The sequence below is a fragment of the Peteryoungia wuzhouensis genome (assembly GCF_003205195.1).
GTDB classification, from domain to species: Bacteria; Pseudomonadota; Alphaproteobacteria; order Rhizobiales; family Rhizobiaceae; genus Allorhizobium; species Allorhizobium wuzhouense.
The window spans coordinates 326,762-340,946 of record NZ_QJRY01000002.1; the positions used below are offsets into that span (position 1 = coordinate 326,762).

General features: G+C 60.9%; 11 protein-coding genes. 5 read left to right on the forward strand and 6 right to left on the reverse strand.

Annotated features, from left to right (window positions below; genetic code table 11):
• Positions 1–11: 11 nt before the first annotated feature.
• Positions 12–1,874, reverse strand: coding sequence for a L,D-transpeptidase family protein (locus tag DMY87_RS07445; protein ID WP_110790658.1), 1,863 nt, complete (start codon positions 1,872–1,874; stop codon positions 12–14).
• 452 nt (positions 1,875–2,326) lie between these two features.
• Between DMY87_RS07445 and fumC the strand changes: the two genes are divergently transcribed.
• Positions 2,327–3,715, forward strand: coding sequence for a class II fumarate hydratase (fumC, locus tag DMY87_RS07450; RefSeq protein ID WP_110790659.1), 1,389 nt, complete (start codon positions 2,327–2,329; stop codon positions 3,713–3,715).
• Between the two features lie 45 nt (positions 3,716–3,760).
• On the opposite strand, the gene DMY87_RS07455 is transcribed toward fumC, so the two are convergent.
• Positions 3,761–4,633, reverse strand: coding sequence for a GGDEF domain-containing protein (locus DMY87_RS07455; protein WP_110790660.1), 873 nt, complete (start codon positions 4,631–4,633; stop codon positions 3,761–3,763).
• 172 nt (positions 4,634–4,805) lie between these two features.
• Between DMY87_RS07455 and DMY87_RS07460 the strand changes: the two genes are divergently transcribed.
• Both DMY87_RS07460 and DMY87_RS07465 read left to right on the forward strand, forming a co-directional pair.
• Positions 4,806–6,413, forward strand: coding sequence for a fumarate hydratase (locus DMY87_RS07460; protein WP_110790661.1), 1,608 nt, complete (start codon positions 4,806–4,808; stop codon positions 6,411–6,413).
• 218 nt (positions 6,414–6,631) lie between these two features.
• Positions 6,632–7,696 carry a GGDEF domain-containing protein gene (locus DMY87_RS07465; protein ID WP_110790662.1) on the forward strand — a complete coding sequence of 355 codons (1,065 nt, stop codon included), beginning with the start codon at positions 6,632–6,634 and terminating at the stop codon, positions 7,694–7,696.
• 12 nt (positions 7,697–7,708) lie between these two features.
• On the opposite strand, the gene DMY87_RS07470 is transcribed toward DMY87_RS07465, so the two are convergent.
• Together DMY87_RS07470 and DMY87_RS07475 are read right to left on the reverse strand one after the other, a co-directional pair.
• Positions 7,709–8,317, reverse strand: a complete 609-nt coding sequence (locus DMY87_RS07470; protein ID WP_110790663.1) for a pyridoxamine 5'-phosphate oxidase family protein — start codon at positions 8,315–8,317, stop codon at positions 7,709–7,711.
• 62 nt (positions 8,318–8,379) lie between these two features.
• Positions 8,380–9,312, reverse strand: a complete 933-nt coding sequence (locus DMY87_RS07475; protein WP_110790664.1) for an alpha/beta hydrolase — start codon at positions 9,310–9,312, stop codon at positions 8,380–8,382.
• A 48-nt stretch (positions 9,313–9,360) separates the two neighbouring features.
• On the opposite strand from DMY87_RS07475, the gene DMY87_RS07480 reads away from it, so the two are divergent.
• Complete coding sequence (locus DMY87_RS07480; protein WP_110790665.1) at positions 9,361–9,864, forward strand: MarR family winged helix-turn-helix transcriptional regulator; 504 nt, start codon at positions 9,361–9,363, stop codon at positions 9,862–9,864.
• Here the strand turns inward: DMY87_RS07480 and DMY87_RS07485 are convergent.
• Complete coding sequence (locus DMY87_RS07485) at positions 9,845–10,207, reverse strand: gamma-butyrobetaine hydroxylase family protein (protein ID WP_110790666.1); 363 nt, start codon at positions 10,205–10,207, stop codon at positions 9,845–9,847. The two genes, DMY87_RS07480 and DMY87_RS07485, sit on opposite strands and share 20 nt — an antisense overlap.
• Before the next feature lie 214 nt (positions 10,208–10,421).
• On the opposite strand from DMY87_RS07485, the gene moaA reads away from it, so the two are divergent.
• Positions 10,422–11,408, forward strand: a complete 987-nt coding sequence (gene moaA / locus DMY87_RS07490) for a GTP 3',8-cyclase MoaA (RefSeq protein ID WP_110790667.1) — start codon at positions 10,422–10,424, stop codon at positions 11,406–11,408.
• Positions 11,409–11,439: 31 nt separating this feature from the next.
• Here the strand turns inward: moaA and DMY87_RS07495 are convergent, their stop codons facing one another.
• Positions 11,440–13,974 (reverse strand): methyl-accepting chemotaxis protein, encoded by a 2,535-nt coding sequence (locus tag DMY87_RS07495; protein ID WP_110790668.1) that lies wholly within the window; start codon positions 13,972–13,974, stop codon positions 11,440–11,442.
• Positions 13,975–14,185 lie beyond the last annotated feature (211 nt).

The following is a 14,185-nucleotide window of genomic DNA, read 5'->3' on the forward strand; positions in this document are numbered from 1 at the left end:
ATGCCGCTGGATCAGGCCTTCGGAGCTCTCGCATCCGTGGTGATCTTGAAGGCCTTGGCCGTGTATTCGTCTCGAGCATAAACGTCGTCGAAATATTCGATCACGCCGTCCTTGTTCGGCCATGCCGTGAAATAGGACACATAGACCGGAATCTTCTGCGGCACCTGGACGGCGCGGTTCTGACCCGACGCAATCTGCTTGCCGATTTCCTCGACCGTCGTCCCCATCACGGCCGCCGCCATGACGCGCGGCTGGGCCAGACGCACGCACCCATGGCTAAGCGCACGCATGTCGCGGTTGAAGAAGCTCTTCGAGGGCGTGTCGTGCATGTAGATCGCGTGATCGTTCGGGAAGAGGATCTTCAGCTCGCCGAGCGCGTTGTCGCCACCCGGCGGCTGGCGCACGTCGACCGAATGGGTCGTATTCCAGTCCACCTGGCTCGACGCCACCTTGCGACCACCATAGGAGACCTCATAGCCGAGGCGATCGAGATAGGACGGATCTGCCCGAAGCTTCGGCAGCATCTCGTTGACGATGATCGACTTCGGCACGCCCCAATACGGGTTGAACTCGACGGTTTCGATCTGATCCTGGAAGAAATAGGTCTGGTTCGACTTCGAGCCGACGACCACACGCATCGACAGCTGCTCCTTGCCATCGTTGACGTAGTACACTTGGAAGGCAGGCTGGTTGATGAAGACGTAACGCTGGCCAAGATCGGACGGCAACCAGCGGACGGCTTCCATGGCGACCTGCAGCTTTGCGATCTTTTCCTGATTGCTGTGGCCGGTCATCGCACGGATCGTTGCCGGGCCGACGACACCGTCGGCTTTCAGGCCCTTTTCCTTCTGGAAGGTTTCGACCAGCGAAACCAGCTCCGGCGTGTAGTCCGGGGTTCCGGTATAAGCGGCAAGCGTCGCGGCATGCTGGGACAGCACCGCCTCGGAGGCAACCTGCTTGACCGCACCCACGATGCGCGACAATTCCGGGTTGGTCTGGCCTGGCTTCAGCAACGTGCCGGGAGCAATCGTGATCGGCTCGACGTCCGCCTGGGCATCTTCTGCGCGCAGACGTTCCAATTCGGCGCGCAGCGCGAGGAATTGCGGGTTCTTCGGGTCGCGATTGCGAAGATAGGCCGCGACATCAGGGCTCTTGCGCAGCATGTCGAGCACCGGGGCGATGTTCACGCCTTTCCGCTTGAAGTCGTAATAGCCGGAGATCTTGTTGGGATCGATACGCCCGCGCACGGTGTCCTGGACATAGGTCAAAACCTTGGCGGACAGGGCGACTTCGAAGCCCATCAATTCACGCTGGCGCAATTCCGGATCAGCGGTGGCGCTGGCGTCAGACGGCAAGGTGACGGCATAATCTTCCGGCGACAGGCCAGCAGCACCGGCATCGGCGAGTGCCGCGACCATCTGCCGGCCGCGTTCGGACAAGCCTGCCTCGTCCACCCAGATCAGCGGCTTCGTCGCGTTGGAATAGTAGGCTTCGACGGTCTTGGCGACCTCGTCATTCGCCCGCACGTTCACCTCGGCCAGGAAGCGGCGCGTGCCAAGCACTTCGTTCTGAGCAGCCGGATCGCCGTTCGCGGCCGTCGGCAAGGCGATCCGGATCGCCCGCTGGGCTTCCGGCTTGTAGGTGTAGTAACGCGGCCCCGTCACCTTCGGCAGCGGCTCGGGATCGCCCATTTCAAGGCCGCCAAGCGCCTGCTGCTCAAGAAGGTTCGGTCGTGCCTTCTCGCGTGTGTTGCGGCCGGGACCACCGCGCAGAAGATCGAGAAGCGTCGTTGCTGAAGCCTGCTCAGGCAATGCACCAAGGGCAGTCGTCGCCGCCAGGAATGCCGTCAGTACGAATGTGGGAGTTCTCGTCATTCTTGCTCTCATGTCAGGTCGAGCCCGATGGACTCGCGGCTTGATGGCCATTTGCGCGGATCACTAGCCGATCAGCCTTGGATTGGGAAGTTCGACGCCGCAACGGTGAACGGAACGCCGGGCAGAAATTCACGCGACCGCGCCGTTCAAAAAGCGCTGCCTGAGGAGAAACTTAATGGAAACATTCGTTAATTTTTCATTGACGTTAATGAAATGTAGCAAAACCCTGCCCGCTATACACTGTCACGGCCGAGACAAATTGTCGTGACGCGTGCCGAATTTGACACAAGCCGCCGGCCGGACCGAAGAGTGCAGCAGCATGGGACCGCGTGCAAAAATACTTGACATACATACGCAAGATAAAGCCATGCAGTTGCAACGATGGCGATGCATCCTACATTGCCGCCCGTGTTGCGCATCCTGATCAACCATCCGAAAAGGCTGAATTTCCCATGACGAAACGAACCGAAACCGACACCTTCGGACCGATCGCGGTCGAGACAGATCGCTACTGGGGCGCCCAGGCCCAGCGATCCCTCGGCAATTTCAAGATCGGTTGGGAGAAGCAACCGCTGCCGGTCATTCGCGCCCTCGGCATCGTCAAGCAGGCAGCCGCCCGCGCAAATCTCGCCCTCGGCAAGCTCGAACCCCAACTGGCGGAAGCGATCATCGTCGCCGCACAGGAGGTGATCGACGGCAAGCTCAACGACCATTTCCCGCTCGTTGTCTGGCAGACCGGATCCGGAACGCAGTCCAACATGAACGCCAACGAGGTGATCTCGAACCGGGCCATCGAAATGCTGGGCGGCGAGATGGGCTCGAAGAAGCCGGTCCATCCCAACGACCATGTCAATATGAGCCAGTCGTCAAACGACACCTATCCGACGGCCATGCACATCGCAGCCGCCGAGCATGTGGTGCATCACCTTCTCCCGGCACTGAAACACCTGCATGGCGCCCTCGACGCAAAGGCCAAAGCCTTCGATCACATCATCAAGATCGGCCGCACCCATACCCAGGATGCCACGCCCTTGACGCTCGGCCAGGAGTTTTCGGGCTATGCCGCTCAGGTCGCCTCGTCGATCAAGCGCATCGGATTGACGCTTCCCGGCCTCTATGAACTCGCCCAGGGTGGCACGGCCGTCGGCACAGGCCTCAACGCGCCGATCGGCTTTGCCGAAAAGGTCGCGGAAGAGATCGCTGCGATCACCGGCCTGCCCTTCGTCACCGCCCCGAACAAGTTCGAGGCTCTGGCCGCCCATGACGCCATGGTCTTTGCCCACGGCGCGATCAATGCCGCCGCCGCCGCGCTGTTCAAGATCGCCAACGACATCCGTTTCCTCGGCTCCGGACCTCGCGCCGGTCTGGGCGAATTGCAGCTGCCGGAGAATGAGCCGGGTTCCTCGATCATGCCGGGCAAAGTCAACCCGACCCAGTCGGAAGCCCTCACCCAGGTCTGCGCCCACATCTTCGGCAACCAGGCCGCCATCACTTTTGCCGGCAGCCAGGGACATTTCGAACTCAATGTCTACAATCCGATGATGGCCTACAACTTCCTCCAGTCGGTCCAGCTTCTGGGCGACGCCGCCGTGTCCTTCACCGACAACTGCGTCGTCGGCATCGAGGCGCGGGAGGACAACATCCGCAAGGGTGTCGAGAACTCGCTGATGCTGGTGACCGCTCTCAACGGCAGGCTCGGCTATGACGCCTGCGCCAAGATCGCCAAGACGGCCCACAAGAACGGCACGACCTTGCGCGAAGAAGCCGTCGGCGGCGGATATCTCAGCAATGAGGAATTCGACCAGTATGTCCGGCCGGAACTGATGATCCGGCCTCAGTAACAGGCGAGAGCGGGCGGCTCGAACGTGCCGCCCGCCCCAGACCTCTCATGGCTTTAAGGCTTCGAGCCCGGTCCGGAGCGTATCCTTGGCGCGAAACAGCGCCATGTCGGCCCGATGCAAGAGATCAGCCATGCTTTCCCGCTCTCGGCGCGTTGCAAGGCCAAAGGTCGCGCGCAGCCTGCCCCGGATGTCGGAACCGACGTCAAGCTCGGAGATCGCCCGCCGCAAGGCCTCGCAGCAGGCATAGATCGCCTCTGGTCCGTCCCCTGCAAAAAGCAGGACGAAGGTGGTTGCAGACATGCGGGCTGCGACCGGTCGCGGCGCGAAGTGCGCGCGCACAAGGTCACCGACGGCCACCAGCGCAAGATCAGCCACCTCCCTGTCATGGCTGAGCGGCAAGGAATCGATGGCGTCGAGTTCGAAAACCGCAACGGTAATCGCCTCGCCGCTGTTTGTTGGATAGCCAAGACGGTCGAGCTCCACGCCATAGGCCGCGCTGCCGTTCAAGAGGCCGGTCAACGGATCAAGCCCAGGCTGTCCATCGACCCGCTCGGCCAGGGCTGCGATCTCCCCGACCATGCCGCAGACAGCCCGGGTCACAACCGCGATCTCGTCATTGCCATGCAGGTTGAGGCGCTCTTCGGAGAAGCTCCCGCCGCTCCGATAACGGGTGATCGCCAAGGCAAGAAGACGCAAGGGCCGGGTCAGCCACCACATGGTCGCAAGGCAGGCAACAGTGCCGAGTAAGGTCGCAGCCAGAACCACGATCGCAGCAGACAGGCCATCGGCGGCGGTATCTGTCCCAAAGGCGATCAGCAAGGCGATGAGAGGCAGGTGAATGCAGACGAAGCTCACCAGAAAGATCTTGATGACGATCGATCGTCGCCAGGTACTTTTGTTAGCGCTGTCCAATACCATGCCTGCTCTTCTCCGAATCTGCTCCACACCGTGGCATGCAAGTCGCACGCCGTCTCCTCAATTCCGCGGTGCTGCGATCAACGCGCAGCTTGCGGCTTTCGGCGCATTGAAATGTTAAGTGCTTCCCCGTAAACCACCGGAATTTCCAGCTGATGCCGCGAAAGGCCCCGTGATGGCAGACGATCTGTTCCCAATTGGCGAAGACCTGACCCCCTACCGCAAGATCACCTCGGACCATGTGTCCGTCGAAACATTCAAGGGTCAGGAAATCCTGACAGTGGAGCCGGAGGGACTGCGCCTGCTCGCGGAAACCGCGCTCTCTGATATCAACCATCTCCTGCGTCCCGGCCACTTGAAGCAGCTCGCCTCGATCCTTGAAGACCCTGAGGCGACCGACAACGATCGCTTCGTCGCCTTCGACCTCCTCAAGAATGCCAACATCGCCGCCGGCGGCATCCTGCCGATGTGCCAGGATACGGGCACCGCGATCGTGATGGGCAAGAAGGGCCGCCGGGTGTGGACCGACGGTCAGGACTACGCAGCGCTGGCAGAAGGTGTGCGCGACGCCTATGAGCGCCGCAATCTGCGTTACTCGCAGCTCGCCCCGATCAAGATGTTCGAGGAAAAGAACACCAAGACCAACCTCCCGGCCCAGATCGACCTCTATGAAGAGGGCGAGGATGCCTACAAGTTTCTGTTTATGGCCAAGGGCGGCGGCTCGGCCAACAAGACTTTCCTCTATCAGGGAACACCTTCTCTTTTGACCCACGACCGCATGATCGACTTCCTTAAGGAGAAGATCCTCACCTTGGGTACGGCTGCCTGTCCCCCCTACCATCTGGCGATCGTCATCGGCGGCCTCTCCGCCGAGATGACGCTGAAGACCGTCAAGCTGGCTTCGGCGCGCTATCTCGACGACCTGCCGACCGAAGGCTCGGAGAGCGGCCACGCTTTCCGCGACATCGAGATGGAAAAGGAGATCCATAAGCTCACCCAGTCGATGGGTGTCGGTGCCCAGTTCGGCGGCAAATATTTCTGTCATGACGTGCGTGTCATCCGCCTGCCCCGCCATGGTGCCTCGCTCCCGATCGGCCTCGGTGTCAGCTGTTCCGCCGACCGTCAGGCCAAGGGCAAGATCACCAAGGATGGCATCTATATCGAGCAGCTGGAAACCGATCCGTCGAAATACATGCCGGACATCGATGAGAGCTCCCTCTCCTCGTCCGTGGTCAAGATCGACCTCAACCAGCCAATGACGGCCATCCTGGCGGAACTGACGAAACATCCGGTCAAGACTCGGCTGTCGCTGACCGGCACGATCATCGTCGCCCGCGACCTTGCCCATTCCAAGATCCGCGATCGGCTGGAAAAGGGCGAAGGCATGCCCGACTACATGAAGAACCACCCGGTCTATTACGCCGGTCCGGCCAAGACCCCGACCGGCTACGCCTCCGGCTCCTTCGGGCCGACGACGGCCGGCCGCATGGATAGCTATGTCGACCAGTTCCAGTCCTTTGGCGGTTCGATGGTGATGCTTGCCAAGGGCAACCGCTCGCGTGCGGTCCGGGAAGCCTGCAAGACCCATGGCGGGTTTTATCTCGGCTCCATCGGCGGCCCCGCCGCCCGGCTCGCCCAGGACTGCATCAAGAAGGTCGAGGTTCTCGAGTATCCGGAACTCGGCATGGAAGCCGTCTGGAGGATCGAAGTCGAAGACTTTCCCGCCTTCATCGTCACCGACGACAAGGGCAACGACTTCTTCCAGGAATTCAATCTCGGTTGATTTTTTTCACCGATGAACGTGCCGCGACGTCAGCCATGAGCCGTCGCGGCACGCCAAAATGCATCAAAAACATACAGTTAAATAGAAATTCCCAGCATTGCTCGATTTTGTATCAATTACTTGTCGTAACGGCAGCATTAAATCTTTCAAAATCATTTGACGCTAATATCTTTCTTGACCTTTAAGGGGCACCCAAGAGGATAATTGGAGTTGGCCGAATGACCACGGCAGCGCCGTCCAAGACGCAAGCACCCGACATTGCGGCACAGATTACCTATGCCATGCGCACGATGGGTGTCGCGCCGATTCCGCGCAATTACGAGCTGTTCTACGAGGCGTTTATCGGCTCCAATCCGGCACTGTCGCGCGAACTGGCCGCCCTTGGCAGCCGCGCCAACCAGGATGAGCTGGACGCGATCGGCGAACAGTATTTCAACCACAACCAGACCCGCGCAATGGAAAACGTCCATTCGCGCATTCTCGGTGAACTGGATGCGTTGCTGCGTGTGCTGCGTCAGGAACAGACGTCGCTGGAGAGCTACAACCGGCTTCTGGGAGAAACCTATAGCCGCATCAATTCCAAGAGCAGCAACAGCGCCGACATCCTTCGCAGCGCAATCAACATCCTGACGGAAGCCACTGGTAGCACCATGGCGCATGGCGAAGAGACCGTCGTTCAGATGGCCCAGCGCTCCCAGGAAATGGACGAGGTCCGTCGCGAACTCGATGAATACAAGCGCATCGCCAATACGGATTCGCTGACGCGCATCGCGAACCGCCGCGCCTTCGACGAGAAACTGGCCGCCGTCTATGTCAGCGGTACCCGCCCGCTTGCCGCACTCGTCCTCGCCGACATCGACAACTTCAAGAAGATCAACGACGTCTACGGCCACCCGGTCGGCGACAAGATCCTTGCAACCGTCGCCACCGTCCTGCGCAGCAACGTGCGCAAGGATTGTTTCGTCGCCCGTACCGGCGGCGAGGAATTCGCCATCATCATCGAAGGCAACACGGCAGACGAAGTGCAGCAGAACTGCGAACGCGTCCGCGTGGCCCTCGAAACCACGCCCTTCAAGAATTCGAAGACCGGCGTGAATTACGGACCGATCACCATCTCGCTGGGTTACAGCATGGCAACGGATTCGGAAGACGCTGGCGAACTCTACGCCAAGGCGGACATCGCCCTCTATTGCGCCAAGAACGCAGGACGCAACCGGACTCGCGCCTATGAAGAGGGCATGAAGAAGGACTTCACCAAGAGCTGGCTGATCTACAAGCGCTGATCAGCCGGCCGCTTACCACATCGACTTGGCGGCTCTTGCAGGCCATTCGCGGTCATAGGTTTCCTGATCGAAACCAGCCTTGGCCGCTTTCAACATTTCGCCAGGCGTCGGCAGATCGCTGGCGGCCACCCTGCGGCCCGGATTCCACAGATCCGCTCGCATGACGGCCCGGGCGCATTGGAAATAAACCTCGTCGATCGTAACGACAATCACACTGCGCGGATGTTTTCCGTCGATCTCGAAGCTTTCGAGCAGGGCTCCATCGGCGGAAATCACCGCCCGTCCATTGACGCGCATCACAGAGTTTGACCCCGGGATGAGAAACATCAGCGCCACCCGTGGATCCCGAATGATGTTGAGCAGCGAATCAATGCGGTTGTTGCCCCGCCAGTCCGGCAGGGCGAGCGTCCGTTCGTCCTCGATGCGAACAACGGAGCCGGCGTCGCCACGCGGCGAACAATCGAGGCCTTCCGGACCGACCGTTGCGAGCGCCACGAAAGGCGACAAGCCGATCATCTGCCGATAGGCATCGGTCAGGTAGGACGTGACCTTGGCAACCGAAGCTTCGCTGACCTCCCCGTATAGGAGCTTCAGCTGTTCTTCTGTCTGAATGATGGTCATCAAGGCCTCCCGCGCGTCGAACCGGACGATCCCACAGCGCTTAGGCAAACCGCATGACAGGATCAAGACACGATGCGCTGAGCATCCGCAACGGTCGCCCTCTCGGCAAGCAGGAATTCGCCGACCGCACGGATCACCTCCGGTGCGCTGACGATCCGTCGATGTCCGTGGCCATTGGCCCAGAGATGACGGACATGCCGCGAGACACCGATGTAGCGCTGCGCGTGGCCGACATTGACCTCCTTGTCGTCCTCCGCATGCACGACGAGCAGTGGCCGATCGAGCCGTCGCGCGACGGCGACACCGTCCAGTTCCTCGACGCTGCGACCGGACAGCGCTTGGACCCGAGCCCGCATCACGGCGAGGCTCGCCCTCCCGAGCCCGATGGTATTGGCAAAACCGCTAAAGACTTCGCTGATGCTCGACGGCGCACCGATCAGCGCAATACGTGGAGCATTGAGCACCGGGACATCACAAAAAATGCCGCCGGCCGCCATCATCACGGCGGCCCCGCCGAACGAGTGGCCGACAACGCCGTCAAAACGACCAAAATGCCGCTCTGCTGCCACGATGGCCTCCGCTGCGATCCGGAGTTCAAGCCTCCGCCCGCTTGATGCGCCATGGCCGGGAAGATCGAGCAGCACGACCTCCGCCCCCGCATCCAGCAATCCTGCTGCCATCTCCGTGAGATATTCGGCACGCGATCCCCAGCCGTGCACAACAAGGATACGCGCCGCCCCGCTCCCACCGGATGAAGCCCCAGGCGTCAGGTGATGGGCAGCGGCCATCCCCCGTGACAGAGCCAGGCGTACGGTGCTCGCGTGTTTAAGCCGCTCAGCGCCCCGGCGAAAAACCGAGGCGGCCTTGGCACCTTTCGGCTTGCGCGTCGGTGTGCGACAGAAGAGCTCGAATGCAAGTTTCCCCGAGGCATCCGGCGACAGCTTCTCCAGCTTCGCGAATGCCTGGCGGGTGACCTTGAGAGCAAAGGATGTCATAGTCGGGATCCCGGAAATATGTTCAATGCTGAACAATAAAGTACAAGAATGAACAAAAATCAAGCCTTCCCTTGGGACCATCCGCGGTTTCGCAGCTGGATCTCCGTCGCCCGAGCCTGTCAGCTCATGCAGCAGACGCTCACACGGGCACTCGCGCCCCTCGACATCAAGCCGCCGCACCTGGACATCCTGATCAATCTCTATCGTTTCGAAGGCATTTCGCAGCAGGAGCTGGCCCGGAAACTCCTGGTCGGTCGATCCAATATGAGCATGCTCTTGCCGCAGATGGAAAAGCGCGGACTTCTGGAGCGAAATGCTGATCAACGCGACAAGCGCGTCCTGAGATTATCTCTGACCGCAGATGGCAGGACGCTGACCGAGAAGGCCATGGCGATCCAGACGGAGCTGATCGAGCAGATGCTGTCGGCAACCCCGATCGAGGAATGCACCCGTATGGCCGAGACCATGGAGCGCCTGATCCAGCGCATGATGGCGGTGGATGCAGGTCATGAGGACGCGAGCGACGTCGGCCTCAGCGCGGATCGCGGCTGAGACCCTTTTCGGCAAGCGAGCGCTCATAATCGGCAAATTTATCCGTGCCGCTCTCGCCCAGTTCCCTCAGATAGATCCAGGTGAAGATGCCGGTGTCATGGCCGTCATCGAAACCGATCCGCACGGCGTAATTGCCCGTAGGCGTCATCGAACGGATCGCGACATTCCGCTTGCCCGGCACCGTGACCGCCTGGCCGGGTCCATGACCCTGAACCTCTGCAGAGGGTGACAGAACCCGGAGCATCTCCGCCGGCAAGCTGACGACGACACCGTCATTGAAGCTCACGGCAAGCGTCCTGCGATCCTTGGACACCTTGAGTTCGCTCGGCCAGATCTCAGACATTGAAGGGCCCTCTTCCTCATACAATTCGGCGTGAGAGTTAGGCCCAAGGCCCTGCTCATGCAAGCTGTTTTGCCCTTCATGCACCTGGTCCGGAAGACCTTCGCTTGACGCTCGATCCTCATGGCCCCACATTACAGCTGAAACACGGAGCAAAGACTTGCAGCAGATTTCAGGCACGCTGGCGGCAACACCTCTCGGGGATGGGGCAAGCCCCATGATTGACCCGTTCGGCCGTACCGTGAGCTATCTGCGCGTCTCCGTGACCGATCGGTGCGACTTCCGCTGCACCTATTGCATGGCGGAAGACATGACCTTTCTGCCGAAGAAGGACTTGCTGACGCTGGAAGAACTGGACCGGCTCTGTTCGGCCTTCATCGCCAAGGGCGTGCGCAAGTTGCGATTGACCGGCGGCGAGCCGCTGGTGCGCAAGAACATCATGCATTTGATCCGCGGCCTCTCGCGGCATCTGGGCAGCGGCCTCGACGAGCTGACGCTGACCACCAACGGTTCGCAGCTTGCCCGCTTTGCCGCCGAACTTGCAGATGCCGGCGTGCGTCGCATCAACGTCTCGCTGGACACGCTGGATCCGGCCAAGTTCAAGGCGATCACCCGCTGGGGCGATTTCGATCGGGTGATGGACGGCATTCGAGCGGCACAAAAGGCTGGAATCGCGATCAAGCTCAATGCCGTGGCTCTGAAAGACTTCAACGAACACGAAATCCCGTCGCTGATGGAATTCGCCCATGCCGAAGGCATGGAGCTCACGCTGATCGAAACCATGCCCATGGGCGAGATCGGCGAGGATCGGACAGACCAGTACCTGCCTTTGTCGCTTGTGCGCGAAAGGCTGGAGAGCCGGTTCACACTGACCGACATTCCCTTTCGCACCGGCGGCCCGGCACGCTATGTCGAGGTCAAGGAAACAGGCGGGCGGCTGGGCTTCATTACGCCCCTCACCCATAATTTCTGCGAAAGTTGCAACCGCGTGCGGCTGACCTGCACCGGCACGCTCTACATGTGCCTCGGCCAGGACGATGCCGCAGATCTGCGCACGGCCCTGCGCGCCTTCGACAGTGACGCCTTCCTCGCCTCGGCCATAGACGAAGCGATCGGCCGCAAGCCGAAGGGTCACGATTTCATCATCGACCGCAGCCACAGGAAGCCGGCCGTCGGGCGGCACATGAGCGTCACCGGCGGCTGATCGCCGCCGACAACGCAAGTTATTTGGCCGATCAGGCCGAGCGCCGGAACTCGTCCCGTCCGGAAACAGCGAGTTCTGTGCGGAAGTGGCCGATCTTGTGCATCAAGATATCCACCCGCTGCCGCAGTCCATGGATCTCGGCATTGTTCTCCTCGACCATGGCGGCATTCTGCTGGGTGATGAGTTCGACGTCGCGCACGGCATGCGTGACTTCGCTGATGCCCGTCGACTGTTCGCGGGTTGCAGCCGAGATCGTCTCGACAAGCCCCTGCACTTCCTCGACCTGATCGATGATCGACTGCAGTGCGACACCGGTGTGTTCGACAAGTTCCACACCCGAGCGAACCTGCCCGCCGGATGCTGTGATGAGGGTCTTGATTTCCTTCGCCGCGTTGGCCGAACGCTGGGCAAGTTCCCGAACCTCCTGGGCAACGACCGCAAAGCCACGTCCCGCCTCGCCGGCGCGGGCAGCCTCGACACCGGCATTGAGTGCAAGAAGATTGGTCTGGAAGGCGATCTCGTCAATCACGCCGATGATGGTCGAGATCTTCTCGGAAGAACGGCTGATCTCCGACATGGCTTCGACCGCCTTGCGCACCACCACGCCGGACTGGCGGGCATGGTCGCGTGCCACCTGGACGGATTGGGCCGTGCGCCCTGCTCCGTCTGCGGTTGAGCGCACGACATCGCTCAGATGCGACAGGGCCCGCACGCTCTCCTCGAGAGCTGCAGCCTGCTGTTCGGTGCGACGGGCGAGATCGTCGGCCGAAACAGCGAGGTTCTCGGTCCCGGCATTGATATCCGCGCTTGCTGCCCGCACCTCTTCCAGCGTTGCCCGCAGGGTCTCGACAGCCTGATTGTAGGTTGACGCCATGGCCACGAAATCTGCAGGCAGATCATCGCGCATGGTGACGTTGAGCTGGCCATTGGCGAGCGCCTGCAGCACCGAAGACAGCGCTTCTAGAGCGGCGCGCTGATCGGCCTCGACACGCGCCCGCTCCTGCGAGCGATGGGCGCTTTCCTGTTCCGATTGCGCGCGCGCGGCAGCGGCCTCTTCTTCCAACCTTTTGTTTTCCAGTGCTGCATCGCGGAAGACGGTGACCGAGCGCACCATGTCGCCGATCTCGTCGCCGCGATTGCGACCCTCGATCGGCACCGAGAGATCGCCGCTGGCAAGCCGCGACATCACGCCGGTAATGCGCTTGAGCGGCGCTCGCAACGTTTCGATCAGCATCAGACCGCCAATGATAGCAAGCAGTGTCCCGACAACCATCGTGACCACCGAGATGGATGCCGAGCGTTCGCTATCCTCGCGGCCGATCTCCTGGGCATGGCTGACAAAGTTGCGCAGCGTCTCCATCGCCTCCGAAACGTGACCGTTGGCCGACAGGCGCCGGGCCTGCCAGTCACGGCCGGCGTCGAGCCGTTCCTGCGAGCCCGTGATAAGGGCTTCCAGCGACGGTGCGATCTTCTGCGGAAAATCACGAAGCGCACTGTTTTTCACACCGAGTTCGGAGATCCGGGTCGCAATCCCCTTCAAGGATTCAACCTTTTCGACCAGGGCCTGGCGACTTTGATCGTCGAGCGTACCCAGCATCTGCTGAACCTTGAGTTCGGTCGTCGCGATCTCCATGATCGCCGTATCGACAAGCCCCATCAACTCCTTCTGCTCGGCCACCAGCTTGTCGAGACTGACGAAGCGATCCGCTGCCACATCCGAATTCTTGGCCCCCTGCAGCGTAATCTTCTGCTCGATCAGGACCAGCTCTGACAGCACGCGACCGATATCCTGCGCCTTCGCATCATCAGCCGCATTGCCATTCAACGTGGCCTCGATCTTGGCGATCGAAGCCGACACCTCATCGACCAACAGCTTTCCCTTCTCCGACACGATGACTTCGGCCTTGCCGATGTCCTTCTTCAGCGGCGCGATATAGAGCTTCGTCTCGGACAGCTGCTCCTCGGGCGTGAATGCCATTTGCACGCCGACACGCAACTTGCCGAGCCGGTCGAGCAGGCTCTTGAACGCTGCGGCATCGAACAGCAGCTCCTTGGCGAAGAGCTCTTTGCCGGCAAGATCCGTGCGAACGAACTCGACCTGTTTCAGAATCGTCTGCCCCTCGGCATTGAGGGAACCGACCACTTGTGTGAGCTGCGCATCCAGTGCATCGCGACGGACTTTGTTGTCCCAGAGCGCTGCCGTTTCGTCGCGCATCAGAGACGGCAGGTTACGCAGCGCACCGAGATCTGCGGCCTCTGCCTGCTTGGCGAGGACGCCGTCGAGAACGCCGAGACCCTTTTCCTGTGCCTCAATCGCCGTCAGCAGAGCCTCCCTGCTCGCTTCGGTCGGATCAAGGCTGAATTCCTGCAGTCCCGTCTGCAATTGCTCCAGATCGCTGATATTGCCGATCGTGGCACGGGTGACGGTCATGTGACCGTTGAGCATGGTGGCAGTGCGGTAACCGAGCAGACCGACGCCTGCCATAAGAACAACGAGAGGAATAACGAATAGCAATACTTTGGTGACGATCCTGCGGCTTTGCAGGAGGCGATCAATGAAACTCATGGAACCCTCGGGAGGATCGACCGTTCTGCGGCCAACATCGGCGCAGCGTCGAGCGGGCGGCGCCACCTCATGCGGAGCCGCCCGAAGCTTCGCCGTCGGCCCTTGACCAATGGTTAATCCGAAACCGGCTTTTTGGCCCTCTACGGCCTGGCAAGGGCGGTTTGATGAAGAAATCCGGTTCCGCCGCCCGACACCATGGTCTACAACCGCT

Bases quoted from the DNA above. Each gene is read 5' to 3' on its own strand.
- DMY87_RS07445 (WP_110790658.1), bottom strand. From the start codon at position 1,874: ATGACGAGAACTCCCACATTCGTACTGACGGCATTCCTGGCGGCGACG.
- fumC (WP_110790659.1), top strand. From the start codon at position 2,327: ATGACGAAACGAACCGAAACCGACACCTTCGGACCGATCGCGGTCGAG.
- DMY87_RS07455 (WP_110790660.1), bottom strand. From the start codon at position 4,633: ATGGTATTGGACAGCGCTAACAAAAGTACCTGGCGACGATCGATCGTC.
- DMY87_RS07460 (WP_110790661.1), top strand. From the start codon at position 4,806: ATGGCAGACGATCTGTTCCCAATTGGCGAAGACCTGACCCCCTACCGC.
- DMY87_RS07465 (WP_110790662.1), top strand. From the start codon at position 6,632: ATGACCACGGCAGCGCCGTCCAAGACGCAAGCACCCGACATTGCGGCA.
- DMY87_RS07470 (WP_110790663.1), bottom strand. From the start codon at position 8,317: ATGACCATCATTCAGACAGAAGAACAGCTGAAGCTCCTATACGGGGAG.
- DMY87_RS07475 (WP_110790664.1), bottom strand. From the start codon at position 9,312: ATGACATCCTTTGCTCTCAAGGTCACCCGCCAGGCATTCGCGAAGCTG.
- DMY87_RS07480 (WP_110790665.1), top strand. From the start codon at position 9,361: ATGAACAAAAATCAAGCCTTCCCTTGGGACCATCCGCGGTTTCGCAGC.
- DMY87_RS07485 (WP_110790666.1), bottom strand. From the start codon at position 10,207: ATGTCTGAGATCTGGCCGAGCGAACTCAAGGTGTCCAAGGATCGCAGG.
- moaA (WP_110790667.1), top strand. From the start codon at position 10,422: ATGATTGACCCGTTCGGCCGTACCGTGAGCTATCTGCGCGTCTCCGTG.
- DMY87_RS07495 (WP_110790668.1), bottom strand. From the start codon at position 13,974: ATGAGTTTCATTGATCGCCTCCTGCAAAGCCGCAGGATCGTCACCAAA.